This is a genomic window from Oerskovia sp. PE-21s (assembly GCF_056158145.1).
Genome location: NZ_JBUXJM010000005.1, coordinates 264944 through 279779, shown reverse-complemented (window position 1 = coordinate 279779; position 14836 = coordinate 264944). Strand labels below are relative to the sequence as shown.

At 73.1% G+C, this 14836-nt stretch carries 14 protein-coding genes; 7 read left to right on the top strand and 7 right to left on the bottom strand.

Features of this window, described 5'->3' with window-relative positions; genetic code table 11:
- Window positions 1–9 precede the first annotated feature (9 nt).
- The 3 genes from ACZDYF_RS12400 to bioB form a co-directional block, all read right to left on the bottom strand.
- Window positions 10–1398: an MFS transporter gene (locus ACZDYF_RS12400; protein WP_475057147.1), complete on the bottom strand. Its 1389-nt coding sequence runs from the start codon at window positions 1396–1398 to the stop codon at window positions 10–12.
- Window positions 1395–2009 carry a pyridoxamine 5'-phosphate oxidase family protein gene (locus tag ACZDYF_RS12395; protein WP_204809502.1) on the bottom strand — a complete coding sequence of 205 codons (615 nt, stop codon included), beginning with the start codon at window positions 2007–2009 and terminating at the stop codon, window positions 1395–1397. The genes ACZDYF_RS12400 and ACZDYF_RS12395 overlap by 4 nt, the downstream gene beginning before the upstream one ends.
- Window positions 2010–2129: 120 nt before the next feature.
- Window positions 2130–3239, bottom strand: coding sequence for a biotin synthase BioB (gene bioB, locus ACZDYF_RS12390; RefSeq protein ID WP_475057198.1), 1110 nt, complete (start codon window positions 3237–3239; stop codon window positions 2130–2132).
- Between the two features lie 228 nt (window positions 3240–3467).
- On the opposite strand from bioB, the gene ACZDYF_RS12385 reads away from it, so the two are divergent.
- Genes ACZDYF_RS12385 through ACZDYF_RS12375 form a run of 3 tightly spaced genes read left to right on the top strand, consistent with a single transcriptional unit; the run spans window position 3468 to window position 5613 of the window.
- On the top strand, window positions 3468–4055 hold the full coding sequence (locus ACZDYF_RS12385; protein WP_475057144.1) for a TetR/AcrR family transcriptional regulator: 588 nt from the start codon (window positions 3468–3470) through the stop codon (window positions 4053–4055).
- Window positions 4052–4771 carry a pyridoxine/pyridoxamine 5'-phosphate oxidase gene (locus ACZDYF_RS12380; protein WP_475057142.1) on the top strand — a complete coding sequence of 240 codons (720 nt, stop codon included), beginning with the start codon at window positions 4052–4054 and terminating at the stop codon, window positions 4769–4771. Before ACZDYF_RS12385 ends, ACZDYF_RS12380 begins: the two co-directional genes overlap by 4 nt.
- The gene (locus tag ACZDYF_RS12375; protein WP_475057139.1) at window positions 4768–5613 is read left to right on the top strand and encodes a maleylpyruvate isomerase family mycothiol-dependent enzyme; all 846 of its coding nucleotides are present in this window, start codon (window positions 4768–4770) and stop codon (window positions 5611–5613) included. The genes ACZDYF_RS12380 and ACZDYF_RS12375 overlap by 4 nt, the downstream gene beginning before the upstream one ends.
- Here ACZDYF_RS12375 and nirD read toward each other — a convergent pair.
- Both nirD and nirB read right to left on the bottom strand, forming a co-directional pair.
- Window positions 5603–5941, bottom strand: a complete 339-nt coding sequence (nirD, locus tag ACZDYF_RS12370) for a nitrite reductase small subunit NirD (RefSeq protein WP_191788924.1) — start codon at window positions 5939–5941, stop codon at window positions 5603–5605. The genes ACZDYF_RS12375 and nirD overlap by 11 nt on opposite strands.
- On the bottom strand, window positions 5938–8511 hold the full coding sequence (gene nirB / locus ACZDYF_RS12365) for a nitrite reductase large subunit NirB (protein ID WP_475057137.1): 2574 nt from the start codon (window positions 8509–8511) through the stop codon (window positions 5938–5940). The genes nirD and nirB overlap by 4 nt, the downstream gene beginning before the upstream one ends.
- A 239-nt stretch (window positions 8512–8750) precedes the next feature.
- On the opposite strand from nirB, the gene mqo reads away from it, so the two are divergent.
- Window positions 8751–10256, top strand: coding sequence for a malate dehydrogenase (quinone) (gene mqo / locus ACZDYF_RS12360; RefSeq protein ID WP_475057134.1), 1506 nt, complete (start codon window positions 8751–8753; stop codon window positions 10254–10256).
- A gap of 120 nt (window positions 10257–10376) precedes the next feature.
- Here the strand turns inward: mqo and ACZDYF_RS12355 are convergent, their stop codons facing one another.
- Window positions 10377–11618 (bottom strand): acyl-CoA thioesterase/BAAT N-terminal domain-containing protein, encoded by a 1242-nt coding sequence (locus ACZDYF_RS12355; protein ID WP_475057130.1) that lies wholly within the window; start codon window positions 11616–11618, stop codon window positions 10377–10379.
- Window positions 11619–11688: 70 nt separating this feature from the next.
- Complete coding sequence (locus ACZDYF_RS12350) at window positions 11689–11889, bottom strand: hypothetical protein (protein WP_475057126.1); 201 nt, start codon at window positions 11887–11889, stop codon at window positions 11689–11691.
- Window positions 11890–11978: 89 nt separating this feature from the next.
- Between ACZDYF_RS12350 and ACZDYF_RS12345 the strand changes: the two genes are divergently transcribed.
- The 3 genes from ACZDYF_RS12345 (at window position 11979) to ACZDYF_RS12335 (ending at window position 14773) form a co-directional block, all read left to right on the top strand.
- Window positions 11979–12932, top strand: coding sequence for a helix-turn-helix domain-containing protein (locus tag ACZDYF_RS12345; RefSeq protein WP_191788919.1), 954 nt, complete (start codon window positions 11979–11981; stop codon window positions 12930–12932).
- Between the two features lie 123 nt (window positions 12933–13055).
- Complete coding sequence (locus ACZDYF_RS12340; protein WP_475057120.1) at window positions 13056–13886, top strand: aldo/keto reductase; 831 nt, start codon at window positions 13056–13058, stop codon at window positions 13884–13886.
- Entirely contained in the window at window positions 13886–14773 is an 888-nt protein-coding gene (locus ACZDYF_RS12335; protein WP_475057116.1) for an NAD(P)-dependent oxidoreductase, read from the top strand. Before ACZDYF_RS12340 ends, ACZDYF_RS12335 begins: the two co-directional genes overlap by 1 nt.
- Window positions 14774–14836 lie beyond the last annotated feature (63 nt).

The following is a 14836-nucleotide window of genomic DNA, read 5'->3' as shown; positions in this document are numbered from 1 at the left end:
GAACGCGTCTCACGCCGCCGGGGCGTCGGCGGCGCCCGCCGCCACGACCTGCTCGTTGCGGATGCCCGCCCAGCTCACGAGGCCGCCCGCGACGAGCAGCGCGGCGGTGACGATCAGTGCCCGGTGGAACCCTGCGACGTCGAGCACGGGTCCGATGACGATCCCCGCGCACGCGATGACCACGAGGCCCGCGATGCGCGAGACCGCGTTGTTCACGGCCGACCCGATGCCCGCGTCCGCGGCCGGGATCGAGCCGAGGATCGCCGCGGTCAGGGGCGCCACCGTGACGGCGAGGCCCAGGCCGAACAGCAGGATGCCGGGCAGGAGCTGCGTGAAGTAGCCCGCCTCGGCGGTCGTGGTGAGCATGAGCAGGTACCCGCAGCCCGCGATCAGGGGGCCCACCGTCATGAACAGGCGCGGCCCGTACCGGCCCGCGAGCGCCCCGAAGCGTGAGGACAGGAACAGCATGAGCAGCGTCACCGGCAGCAGGGCGAGGCCCGCGAGGGTCGCGCTGTAGCCGGCGACCTGCTGGACGAACAGGGTCACGGCGAACCCGCCGAACGCGAGCGCCCCGTAGATCGCGGCCGTCGCGACGTTGCCCGCGGCGAAGTTGCGCACCGAGAACAGGGACAGCGGCAGCATGGGGTCGGGGGCACGCCGCTCCCAGACGAGGAACGCCACGAGCGCCGCGATCCCGACGACGAGCGGCACCCACACGACCGGGCTGCCCCACCCGAAGCGCCCGTGCTCGATGAGCGCGAAGACGGGCCCGGCGAGCCCGACGGCCGCGAGCACCGCTCCGCGCACGTCGATGCGCCGACCGGTCTCGGTGTCGCCCTCCTCCATGCCGCGAAGGATCCACAGCGTCACCGCGACGGGCAGGAGGTTGATGCCGAACACCCAGCGCCAGGACAGCGTGTCGACGAGCACGCCGCCGAGCAGGGGTCCGGCGATCATCGCTGTGCCGGTCCACGCGGTCCAGGTGCCGATCGCCTTGGCCTGCGCGGCGCCGCTGAACGAGGAGATGATCATCGCGAGCGAGCTCGGTACGAGCAGCGCGCCCGCGATGCCCTGCAGCCCGCGCGCGACCACGAGCACGACGCCCGTCGGGGCCAGCGCGCACAGCACCGACGTGAGCGCGAACCCGACGAGCCCCCACCACATGACGCGGCGGCGCCCGTGGACGTCGGACAGCGAACCGGCCACGAGGATGAGCGACCCGAGCGTGATGAGGTACGCGTCGACGACCCACTGCTGGAGCGCGAGCCCGTCGAGCACTCCCCCGGCCAGCTCGTCGGCGATCGCGGGCAGCGCGACGTTGACCACCGTCCCGTCGAGGAACGACACGAACGAGGCGAGGATCGCGACGAGCAGCACACGGCGCTGGGCGGGTGTCACGGCTCCACGCTAGCCCCGTCCTCGAAGCGCCACCGGGTCGCGGTGTAGTCCTCGCCGCGCCCGTACGCGTAGACCGTCGTGGGCTGCACCCGGAAGACGTACGCCTCCACGGTGGCCTGCTCGCCGGGCTCGGAGCCGTCCGCGGGCGCCTCGCTGTCCCAGAAGGCGCCGTCTCGCACCTCGAAGTGCCAGTCGTACTTGCACGCCCAGCGGTCGGCCAGGCGTTGCAGCAGGTGGTGCTCGGTGATCCGCTCGGCGGCCCCGTCGAGCACGACGTCGAGCCCCGCGCTCAGGAGGTTGGTCCCGGTGGTCAGCACGCACCCGGGGTTCGCCGCGAGGTTGAGCGCCTTGCGCTCGGTGCGGCCGGTGCAGAAGTGGAGCGCCCCGTCGGCCCAGACCGCGATGAGCGGAGTGACGTGCGGGCGCCCGTCGGGGCGGACGGTGGACAGCCAGAAGATCTCGGCGCCCTGGAGCTGAGCCAGGGCGTCGGCCCAGGAGGTCGGTGCAGCGCCGGGGGACGAGAAGTCCGTCATGAGGACCCCGGCGGGCGCGCCGCCGGGCTCGACGGGCTGGGCGGACTCGGCGGCGGGCTGGTCGGGTTCTGCGGCCATGGGAGATCCTCCGTCTCTGGGTGGCTCCGTCGCCACACCGTCCCTCTCCGACCGGCGCGGGCGCCCGAACTCATCGGCAGCTCGGGGCGAGGGCCGCCCGGTTCGCACCGGTGGCAGCGCTCACGCGTTCGGGGCAACGGTCGTCCCGGTTCCACGACGGCGGACCGTGACCCCTGTCCCGCCCGCCTCGCCCGACGGGGCGCCACCGTCTCTCGCCCCGATCCCCGTGCCTGACCCGTCCAGGGGGACGCCGTCGTCGGCGCGCGCCGACTCGACCTCGAAACCTCCGTCGGCGAGCAGGCCGTGGTCCGCCTGCGCGGCCTGCCCTTCGCTCGTGAGGTAGTCGCCCAGGAAGATCGAGCTCACCATCTCCAGCGCGAGCGGCTGGAGCGAGCGCAGGTGCACCTCGCGCCCGGCCGCGAGGCGGAGCTCTGCCGTGGGGCACACGAAGCGCACCATCGCGAGGATGCGCAGGCACCGCTGGGGCGCGAGGTCCCACGTCCCCGCGAGGGGCGTCCCGTCGAACGGCACGAGGAAGTTGACGGGCACGGAGTCCGCCCCGAGGTCGCGCAGCGCGAACGCCACGTCGACGAGGTCCTCGTCGCTCTCGCCCATGCCCGCGATGAGCCCCGAGCAGGGCGAGAGTCCGGCGCCCTTCGCCCGCGCCACGGTCTCGACACGGTCCGCGTACTCGTGCGTGGTGCAGATGTCGGCGTACGTCGCCTCGGACGTGTTGAGGTTGTGGTTGTAGGCATCGGCGCCCGCTGCGGCCAGCCGCTCGGCCTGGCCGTCGCGGAGCAGGCCGAGGCACGCACAGACCTCGACGTCGGGGTGCTCGCGCTTGATCCCGTCGACCATCGCGGACACCCGTGCCACGTCGCGGTCGCTCGGCCCGCGCCCGCTCGCGACGAGGCAGATGCGCCGCGCCCCGCCTGCGACCCCGGCCCGGGCGGCGGCGACCGCGTCCTCGGTGCTCAGCCACGAGTACTTCAGGACCTGTGCCGTGGACCCGAGGCGCTGCGAGCAGTACGAGCAGTCCTCGGGGCACAGGCCCGACCTCACGTTGACCAGGTAGTTGAGCCGCACCCGCCGGCCGAACCGGTGACGACGCACGCGCCCGGCCGCGGCGACGACGTCGAGCAGGTCGTCGTCGCTCGTCCGCAGGACGGCCACCGCCTCGGCGCGCGTCGGCGCGGTGCCGGCGAGGCCGCGGGCGACGAGGGTGTCCAGGAGGTCGCGGACGTCCGCAGGACCGGTGTCGTCGTGGTCGGAGGAGGGCTTCACGACCACGATCCTCCTCGCGCGCCAGCTACCTCTCCCCGGCCTGCCCCGACAAGGCGAGCCGCTTCCCCTTGGGCCGGACCACAGCACGTCGTGGGGATCCTCCAAGGCCCTCGCCCGCACGTTGGCGACAGCCGAGGTCTCGACACCATACCTAGAGGTAGGTATGGTGTTGGCATGACCGACACCGACCTCCCGAGCCGCGAGCGCCTCGTGCGCGCGGCCCGCGACCTGTTCTGGGCACAGGGCGTCGAGGGCACGAGCCCGCGCCAGGTCCTCGAGGCGAGCGGCGTGGGGCAGGGCAGCCTCTACCACCACTTCCCCACCAAGCACGACCTCTCGCTCGCCGCGATCAGCGCGACCACCCACGACGCCCTCTCGTCCGTCGCGAGCGACCTCGAGGACGCCGACCGCTCACCCGCCGAACGCCTCGTGGCCTACCTCGAACGGCCGCGTCCGGCGCTCGCGGGCTGCAAGGTCGGGCGTCTGACGAGCGACCCGTCGGTCATGTCGGACGACGAGCTGCGCGGCGCCGTCCGCGACTACTTCGCGGGCCTGGTCGCGCGGGTCCAGGCGGTCTTCGAGGAGACCGGCCTGCCCGACGACGCCGCGCACGACCGCGCGTACGCGGCGGTCGCGATCGTCCAGGGCGGGTACGTGCTCGCGCGGGCCCTCGACGACCCGGCGGCGATGAGCGCCGCGGTCGAGGGGTTCGTGTCGATGCTCGGACCGGCGCTGGACCCGAGCACGGCGGCACGTCGATGAGCGCCGGGCCGCACGGCTCGCCAGGCCCCGGCGACCCCCGGGACGAGCGCTCCGCCCGTGAGCCCTCGTCGCTCCGTGAGCGCCTCCGCGCCCTGCCGACCTTCGCCCCGGGACTGCCGACCCTCGAACCGGACGCGACGCCGTCGGACCCCGTGACGCTGTTCCGCGCCTGGATCGAGGAGGCGATCGACGCCGGGGTGCCGCTCCCCCACGCCATGACGCTGGCGACCGCCGGGGCCTCCGGCGAGGTGCACGCGCGCACCGTGATCCTCAAGGACGTCGACCCCTCGGGATGGTGGTTCGCGACCGGCTCGACGAGCCCCAAGGCCCGCGACCTCGCAGAGAACCCGCACGCCGCCCTCACGTTCCTCTGGCCAGTCCTGGGACGCCAGGTCCGCGTCACCGGGCCGGTGACGCCCGCCGACCCCGCGACGAGCGCGGCGGACTTCCTCGCCCGCTCGGACGGCTCACGCGCCGCCGCGCTCGTGGGCCACCAGAGCGAGGCCCTCGCGTCCCGGCAGGAGTACCGGGACGCCTTCGCGGGCGCGCTCGCCCGCGCGCAGCACGACCCGACGCTGATCGAGCCCACCTGGACCGCCTACATGCTCGCGCCGACGTCGGTCGAGTTCTGGCAGGCGTCGGACGACCGCGGACAGACCCGGCTGCGCTACCGCGCGGTCGGCCACGACTGGGAGAAAGGGCTGCTCTGGCCATGACGAGGACCACGCAGGACACCAGCACGGGCATCACCGGCACGCACACCACCTCCGACGCGACGCGCGCCGCACGCGCCGACGCGGGTGCCGCGCTGCACCAGCTCGTCGAGGCCGTCCGCACGCTCGACGACGCCGCGCTCCGCTCCCCCAGCGCGCTCGACGGGTGGACCGTCGGGCACGTGCTCTCCCACGTCGCGATGGTCGGCGACGCGCTCGCCCGCCAGACCGAGCTCGCGGCCCGCGGCGAGACGGCCGAGGTCTACGAGGGCGGGGCCGAGGGCCGCGCGGCGGGGATCGAGTCCGGCGCGACCCGCTCGCGCGACGAGCACCTCGACGCGCTCGGGGCGGCAGGCGCACGGCTCGACGCGGCCTGGGACCTGACCGACCGCACGGGGTGGGACGCACCCGTGACGTATCGCGACGGGGCGGTCGCCGACGTCCTCGACTGCTGGTGGCGAGAGGTCCGCATCCACGCGACCGACCTGGGCGAGGTCAGTACCGCCCAGGGACTCACGCCGTCCGCGACCTGGGAGCTCGCCTTCACCGACCACCTGCTCGACTTCCTGGGCCTGCGCCTGGCCGAGCCCGTGCTCGTGGCGCGGGACGAGGACGGGGCGCGCGCCGTCGTCGGGCCCGAGGGCGTGCGGGCCGCCGCCCCGGGAGCAGACGACGCGCTCACGACCGTGACGGGTTCCGCGGCGGACGTCGCCGCGTGGCTCGCAGGACGCGAGAGCGCCACCACCCCGGTCGCACGCCGCGGCAGGGTCGCGGTGGACCTGCCCCCGCTCGCGCCCTGGCCGTCGGGCGTCCCCGTGCGTCGCCGAGCGCCGGTCAGGCCCTGACCAGGACCGTCCCGTCCTCGACCGCGACCTCGAAGGTCGCCAGGGCCTCGGGCTCCTTGCCGCTCGGGTCGAGGCACCGCCCCGTCGTCAGGTCCCAGACCTGCTTGTACATGGGCGAGGTGATGGTCGGGGTCTCGCCCGCCGAACCGACGATGCCGCGCGAGAGCACGTTGGCCCCCGAGTAGGGGTCGCGCTGCTGGACCGCGAACAGCCGGTCGTCGGCCAGGCGGAACACCGCGACCTGGGTGCCGTCGACCAGCGCGGCGACGCCGCGCTCGGGCACGAGCCGCTCGAAGGGGCAGACCGTCGTCCATGCCGTCGCGCTCACTTGCGGACCTCCACCGTGCGGGCGATCACCGGGTTGTTGTCGGACGGCTCGCCGGGGCGGGCCGGTCGCACCTGCCCGCGCACGCCCGTGTAGGCGAGGTCCGGGTCGTGCTGGTCGGGTGCGTTGACGAACGACACGAACCGCGACAGCCGGTCCGGGTCGTCGAGGGTCTGGGCCCACTCGTCGACGTACGACTCGACGTGCCGCGCGACCTCGGCCTCGAGGTCGGCCGCGATGCCCAGCGAGTCCTCGACCAGGACCTTGCGCAGCTCGACGATCCCGCCGGGGAAGTCCGCGACCCAGGGGGCCGTGCGCTGCAGGCGGTCCGCGGTCCGCACGTAGTACGCGAGGAAGCGGTCGACCACCGCGACGAGCGTCTCGTCGTCGAGGTCCTCCGCGAGCAGCTCGGCGTGCCGGGGCGAGAAGCCGCCGTTGCCGCCCACGTACACGTTCCAGCCCTTCTCGGTCGCGATCACGCCCACGTCCTTGCCGCGCGCCTCGGCACACTCGCGCGCACAGCCCGAGACGCCGATCTTGAACTTGTGCGGCGACCGCAGCCCCCGGTAGCGGAGCTCGAGACGCACGGCCATGCCCACCGAGTCCTGCACCCCGAACCGGCACCACGAGGAACCTACGCACGACTTCACCGCGCGCAGCGACTTGCCGTACGCCTGCCCCGACTCCATGCCCGCGTCGACCAGGCGGCGCCAGATCTCCGGGAGCTGGTCGATCCGGGCCCCGAAGAGCCCGATCCGCTGGGCGCCCGTCACGCGCGTGTACAGGCCGAAGTCCTGCGCGACCTGCCCGATCACGATGAGCTTCTCGGGCGTGATCTCCCCGGCGGGGACGCGCGGCACCACCGAGTACGTGCCGTCCTTCTGCAGGTTGGCCAGCGCGCGGTCGTTGGTGTCCTGGAGCGCAGCCTGCTCTCCGTCGAGGATGTACCCGCCCCACAGCGACGCGAGGATCGAGGCGACGACCGGCTTGCAGACCACGCAGCCGCGGCCCGTGCCGTGCGCCGCGACGATCTGGGTGAAGGTGCGCAGCCCGTCCTGCCGCACGAGCGCGAAGAGCTCGGCGCGGGACATCGTGAAGTGCTCGCACATCGCGTTCGACACCGTGACGCCGGCCGCCTCGAGCGTCGTGTTGACGATCTTGGTGAGCACGGGCACGCACGACCCGCACACGGTCCCGGCCTTGGTGCACGCCTTGACCTCGCCCAGGCTCGTGCAGCCGTGCTCGGTCACCGCCCCGCGGACCGTCCCGGCGGTGACGTTCGCGCACGAGCAGACCACGACGTCGTCGGGCAGGTCGCCGCCGAGCGCCGGGGCGCCGCCCTCCGGGGCGAGGAACGCCGACGGGTCGGCGCCCAGCGAACGCCCCAGCAGGGGGCGCAGCGACGAGTAGAGGGCCGCGTCGCCCACGAACACACCGCCGAGCAGGGTCCGTGCGTCGTCCGAGACGACGAGCTTGCGGTAGGTCCGCGCGACCGGGTCGGCGAACGTGACCTCGAGCGCGCCGGGCGTCAGCCCGAACACGTCGCCGAAGCTCGCCGCCTCGATGTCGACGCCCTTGAGCTTGGTCCCCTCGGGCGCCGGGGAGTAGGTCGCGCTGCCGCCGAGCAGCCGGTCGACGACGACGTCGGCCATGGCGTTGCCCGGCGCGACCAGGCCCACGCACTGGTCCTCGAACGACGCGCACTCCCCGATGGCCCACACGGCGGGGTCCGAGGTGTGGCACGCCGCACCCACGACGACGCCGCCGCGCTCGCCGATCGCGAGGCCCGCCTCGCGCGCGACGCGGTCCCGGGGCCGGATGCCGGTCGAGAAGATCACGACGTCGGCGGGGATCTGCGACCCGTCCGACAGGTCCATACCGCCCACCGCGCCGTCGCCCGCGGCCGTGAGGCCCGTGGCGCCGGTCGACGTGCGGACGTCGATCCCGCGGTCGGTCACGAGCACGCGCAGCGCCTCGCCGCCCGCGTCGTCGAGCTGGACGCTCATGAGGCGGTCGGCGAACTCGACGACGGTCGCGGCGGCGCCGAGGGTCTGGAGCGCGGCCGCGGCCTCGAGCCCCAGCACGCCTCCCCCGACGACGACGCCGTGCAGCGGACGCCCCAGGCGTGCGGTGCGCAGCCCGACGTACTCGCGCAGCCCCTCCAGGTCGGCCAGGGTGCGATAGCTGAAGACGCCCGGCAGGTCGGTGCCCTCGGTGCGCGGGGTCCAGGCCCAGGAGCCCGTGGCCAGGACCAGGTGGTCGTAGGCGAGCACGCGCCCGGACCTCGTCGTGACGGTCTGCGTCTCGCGGTCCACTGCCGCGACCGCGTCGCCCGTGACGAGCTCTGTGCGCTGGTCTTCCCAGACCGAGGGCTCCATCGTCAGGTCGTCCGCCGAGCGGCCCGTGAAGTACTCGGACAGGTGCACGCGGTCGTACGGGGCGCGGTCCTCGTCCCCGACGACGGACACGTGCCACGCCCCCTCGGGAGAGCGTGCGATCATCTGGCTCACGAACCGGTGGGCGACCATGCCGGCGCCGACCACCACGACGCGGCCGGGGGTGGGAGTGCTCATGTGGGGGGCCTCACGAGAAGGGTCGGGCGCGGACGGGGCGAGTCGGGTCGCGGGGGGCGGGTGCGACCGTCGTGACCATCCTGGCGCATAGATACGAGGTTTCTGGTCAAAACACCAGATCAGCGCGTCGCGAGGACCTAGGACGCGACGTCCAGGGACCTTGGTCCCGAAAAAGTGTGACGCACGACCGTGACGGACGGCACAGCATGTGCACTCCTTCACAAGCGTAAAATCGAGCGGTGGCGACTAAGAAGACAACGGGTCAGAACACCATCGACGTAGCCCTCATCGGCGGCGGCATCATGAGTGCGACCCTCGGCGCCCTCCTGAAGCTCCTCGAGCCCACGTGGACCATCAAGGTCTTCGAGCGCCTCGACGCGGTAGCCCAGGAGTCCTCCAACCCGTGGAACAACGCTGGCACCGGCCACGCTGCGCTCTGCGAGCTGAACTACACCCCCGAGAAGGCCGACGGGACCGTCGAGATCTCCAAGGCGGTCACGATCAACGAGCAGTTCGAGGTGTCGCGCGAGTTCTGGCACCACCTGCTCACCGGGGGCCACCTGCCCGAGCCCGCGAGCTTCATCAGCCACACCCCGCACATGACGTTCGTGCGCGGCGCGGCCAACGTGGACTACCTCAAGCGCCGCTTCACCGCGCTGAGCGCCCACCCGCTGTTCAGCGAGCTCGAGTTCACCGACGACCCCGCGGTCATCGCGCAGTGGGCACCCCTGCTGGTCCTCGACCGGGACGGCGACGAGGCCGTCGCCGCGACCCGTGCGACGAGCGGCACGGACGTCGACTTCGGCGCGCTCACCTCGCAGCTCTTCGACTTCCTCACGGCCCACGACGTCGAGCTCAACCTCCAGCACGAGGTCAACCGCCTCAAGAAGCGCAAGGACGGCACCTGGGACGTCACCGTCAAGGACGTGTCCTGGAACGCCAAGCAGGGGCCGCGCACCGTCAACGCCCGCTTCGTGTTCGTCGGTGCGGGCGGCGGCGCCCTGCCGCTGCTGCAGAAGGCCGGGATCAAGGAGGCCAAGGGCTACGGCGGCTTCCCCATCAGCGGCGAGTTCCTGCGCACCGACAACCCGGAGATCGTCGCCCAGCACCAGGCCAAGGTGTACGGCAAGGCCGACGTCGGCTCGCCGCCCATGTCCGTCCCGCACCTCGACACGCGCGTGGTCGACGGCAAGACGTACCTGATGTTCGGCCCCTACGCCGGGTTCAGCCCCAAGTACCTCAAGAAGGGGTCGCTGCTCGACCTCTTCACCTCGCTGCGGACCCACAACATCGGGTCCATGCTCGGCGCAGGCCTCAAGAACATCGACCTCACGCAGTACCTGGTCGGTCAGCTCGTCGCGAGCCCCGAGGCCAAGTTCACGGCGCTCCAGGCCTTCATGCCCACGGCTCACCCCAAGGACTGGGAGAAGATCACCGCGGGCCAGCGCGTGCAGGTCATCAAGAAGGACCCCGCCAAGGGCGGTGTGCTCGAGTTCGGCACCGAGGTCATCGCGGCCGCGGACGGCTCGATCGCCGGCCTGCTCGGCGCCTCGCCGGGCGCCTCGACCGCGGTGCCTGCGATGATCGACGTGCTCGAGCGCTGCTTCCCGCAGCACTTCGCCACGTGGCGCCCCGCGCTCGGGGCCATGATCCCGAGCCTCGGCCAGGCCACGTGGGAGGCGACCGAGCTCGACTCGCTCTCCGCCTCCGCGGGGCCCTCGGAGGAGGCGGTCGGCGCCCGCTGACCCCGCCCCCGCAACGCACCGCGCCCCGGTCTCCTTCGTAGAGACCGGGGCGTCGTGCTGTGCGAGGCCCTCGTGTCGCGGGGGGGCACCGTAGCCTCCGGCCCAGCGGATGGGCGGCGCCTACTGCCGCGCCTGTGCGAGCACGTCGGCGACGGCGTTCCAGAGGTCGACACGGGCCTGGTGCGTCGCTGCCGGTTCCGCGCCCGGCTCGTCCAGGGCGATGGGCTGGTAAGGGGCCGGGACGATGAAGTGTCCCGCGTCCTCCTGCACGATCGCGCGCACCTGCGTCGGGTCACTGAACCGAGACGTCGCCTCCGTGAGCAGCAGGCACGCTTCCCACACGGGGTCCGCCCTCCCGCACGCGAGCACCGTGGGGCCGACGATCGCGTCGACGTCCACGACCGCCTCCGGAGGTGGCGGGACGCCCCACCGATACTCGGCGCACGGCAGGCCCTCTCCAGCAAGAGTCCAGGCGGGCACCCCGTGGTTCGGGTACCCGCAGTACAGGCGGCCCGCCCCAGTCGGCGCGAACGCGCCGTACACCTCGTCGGGGTGGTTCGCGGCGAGCCAGAGCGCCATCTCCCCGCCGCGGGACTGGCCGAACGTGAACACCCGTTCGGTGTCGACGCCGGGCTGCTCCCGCAGCCACGCGAGCCCGGTGAGGAAGGTCTCGACGGGCACGTTCTCCAGCTGCGGCGGCTGCCCGGGGCTCTTGAAGTAGCTGATCGCCAGCGCCGGGTACCCGAGCGCGGCCAACGAGATGGCGGTGGCTCGGGCGTTGCCCAGTCCCCCCTCGGACCCGCTGAAGACGAGCACGGCAGGCGTGGGGTTGTCGGCGGCGAAGTCGGTGGGCACGGCGTAGGCGGCGACCATGCCGTCGTCGGTCACGTCCTGGACGTCGACATCGGCCCCGTAGCCGCGCCGCTCGACGACGGCCTCGGTGAGGACGTCGTCGTCGACGCTCACGACGAGGCGGACGTCGTGATCCGCCGACAAGGCGCCCGGGCTGGACGCGCTGGTACCGGTCATCGACCAGAACGGTCCCATCGCGTCGGCCGTCGTCCACGACCCTTCGGTCGGCGCCGTCGTCGCGAGGTCCACCCGCCCGTCCTCGTCCGCCACGAACGTCGCACGCGACGACATCGCGCTTCCCTCGAGCTCCGTCGTCGCGACCAGTCGCACCTCGCGACCCGCGCCGAGCCCGGTCAGCGTGATCGCGAGCGGGTCGAACGCCCCGTCCTGCGGGGCGACCTCGATCGCCGGTTCCTGCTCGGGCGACGCAGAGCACGCCGCGAGAGCCAGCAGCGAAGCGGTCAGCAGGAGGGCAACGGCAGGGGCATGGTCACGTCGTCGGGAGGCCATGGGCAAATGTTCCCGTACCTCACCAATTCGGCACAACCTGCCACGCCGGACGGTCGGCGCAGCCTTGGTCTCATCCTCGAAGGCCTCGCGCACCGACCAGGTCGACCTGTCGGTGCGGGTCCCCCCGCCCGGCCGGCGGCAGGCTCCAGCCGTCGTTCGTCCCGGCGGGGAACCGACCCCCGACCGGTGGGCGCCGGAGCGCCATCACCACGAGCGGCGCCACGAGCGCCGCGACCACGACCACTCTCATCACGAGCTCCACGATGTCCATGCGTCCAGCCTGGTCCGGCATCACGACCCGCACGAGTGGCAGGAGAGACAGGTGTCGACAAGATCCTGCCACGGGCGTAGCGTCGAAGGATGTTGCGCACAGTGGCGGCCGTCGTCGCCGACGGACTGGCCCCGTTCGAGTTCGGCGTCGTGTGCGAGGTCTTCGGCCTCGACCGCACGGACGACGGCGTCCCCCCGGTCGACTTCCGCGTGTGCGGTCCGGTCGCGGGCGAGCCGGTCCGCACCAGCATGGGCGCCTCCCTGGTCCCCGACCACGGGCTCGACGCGCTCGAGGACGCCGACCTGGTCGCGATCCCCGCACTCACGATCCGCGACGAGTACCCGCCCGAGATCGTCGACGCCCTGCGCGCGGCCCACGCTCGCGGCGCGGTCCTGCTGAGCGTCTGCTCGGGCGCGTTCCTGCTCGCCGCGGCGGGGCTCGTCGACGGGCGCCGCATCACGACGCACTGGCGCCACGCGGAGGACCTCAAGGCGCGGTTCCCGCAGGTCGAGGTGGACCCGGACGTGCTGTTCGTCGACGACGGCGACATCGTCACGAGCGCGGGGACGGCCGCCGGGATCGACGCGTGCCTGCACATCGTGCGCAAGGAGTTCGGCAGCGCGGCCGCCAACGCGATCGCGCGGCGCATGGTCGTCCCGCCCCAGCGCGACGGTGGGCAGCGCCAGTACATCGACCGCCCCGTGCCGGTGTGCGAGGAGCAGAGCATCCGCGACGTGCTCGCGTGGATGAGCGAGCACCTCGACGAGCCGCAGACGGTCGAGGACCTCGCGCGGCGCGCACACCTGTCGACGCGCACGTTCGCGCGGACGTTCGTCGCCGAGACGGGCACGACGCCCATGCAGTGGCTCGCGACCCAGCGCGTGCACCATGCGCGGACCCTGCTCGAGGAGTCGGGGCTCGACCTCGAGGAGATCGCGCGGCTGTGCGGGTTCGGGTCGGCCGCGCTGCTGCGGCACCACTTCCGTCGCGCGGTCGGCGTGCCGCCCACGGACTACCGGCAGACGTTCCGGCACGCGTCCTGACCGCAACCCGGTGAGGCGCGCGCAGGGCGGGCGCTCCGCCGTCGGGCCGTGTCCCACGTTGCACGACGGCGCCACGCACCTAGTGTCGAGAGGGTCAGGTCCCGTCCGACGTGAGGTGCCCACATGACCATCCCCACCACCCTGCTCTCGTCCGGCCACGAGATGCCGCTCCTCGGCCTCGGGACGTGGCCCCTCGACGACCACGCGTCGGCGAGGGCCGTGGCGGGCGCGATCGGGCTGGGGTACCGGCTGATCGACACGGCCTCGCGCTACGAGAACGAGATCGGCGTCGGGCAGGGCATCGCGGCATCGGGTGTGGACCGCGCCGACCTGTTCGTCACGACCAAGCTCCGCGGCGCCGACCAGGGGTACGACGCGACGCGCGACGCCCTGCGCGGGAGCCTCGACCGCCTGGGCCTCGACTACGTGGACCTCTACCTGATCCACTGGCCGCTGCCCCGCCTCGACCGGTACGTCGAGTCCTACCGGGCGATGATCGACCTCGCCGCCGAGGGCCTGATCCGCAGCGTCGGCGTCTCGAACTTCCGTGAGCACCACCTCGACCGGCTCATCGCCGAGACGAGCCACGTCCCCGCCGTGAACCAGATCCAGCTCTCACCGGCGCTGGCACGCGCGGGCCTACGACGCTTCCTCACCGAGCGCGGGATCACGGTCGAGGGCTGGAGCCCGCTCGGGCAGGAGGAAGGCGTGCTCGACGAGCCGGTGATCCAGGCGATCGCCGCGGCCCACGGGCGGACCGTCGGTCAGGTCGTGCTGCGCTGGCACGTGCAGCAGGGGATCGTCACCATCCCCAAGTCGGCGAGACCCGAACGCCAGCGGGCGAACGCCGAGATCTTCGACTTCGAGCTCACCGACGACGACATGACCCAGATCGCGAGCCTCGACCGCGGCGAGGACGCCGCGCGCGACTCCGACGAGCACGAGGAGTTCTGATGAGCGACCTGCCGACCGTCACCGTCCTCGGCACGGGCACCATGGGCACCGGCGTGGCGCACTCGCTCCTGCGCGAGGGCTTCGAGGTCACGGTGTGGAACCGGACCGCGTCGCGCGCCGCCCCGCTCGCCGACGCCGGGGCGCGCGTCGCCCCGACCGCGGCACAGGCGGCCCACGGGGCGGACGTCGTCCTGAGCATCCTGTTCGACGCCGCCGCCGTCCTCGACGTCCTGGACGCGGCGGGCCCCTCGGTGGGCACCGGAGCCGTGTGGGTCCAGGCCTCGACGGTCGGGCGCGAGGGAACCGCCCGGATCGTCGAGCGCGCCCGACAGCTCGGCGTGACCCTCGTCGAGGCCAACCTGCTCGGCACCAGGCAGCCGGCCGAGGACGGGCAGCTCACGGTGCTCGCCGCCGGGGACCCCGACGTCCTGGCCGGCATCTCCCCCGTGCTCGACGCGATCTCCGCGAAGGTCGTGGTCGCCGGGACCGAGGTAGGGCAGGGAACGGCGCTCAAGCTCGCGTGCAACGCGTGGCTCGCCGCGATCACGGCCGCGACGGCCCAGTCGATCGCGCTCGCGCGCGCAGAGGGCCTCGACCCGCACCTGTTCCTCGACGCCATCGGGGGCGGAGCGTCCGACTCCCCCTACGCCCACCTCAAGGGCGCCGAGATGATCAGGGGCGGGTTCGCGCCGCAGTTCGCGCTCGACGGGCTGCGCAAGGACATCGGGCTCATCTCGGAGGCCGCCGCAGGGGCCGGGCTGGACCCGGCACTGCTGGACGCGCTGTCTGCCCTGTACGACAGCGCGTCGGCGCGCGGGCACGGGGGCGACGACATCGCCGCTGTCTACACGGCGTTCGGCGCACCGCGCACGGGGGCGACGGACTGAGAGCGAGGCAACCCGCACCCAACCTCCCTGCTTCCTCCACGCCGATCGCGATGTCACACGTAG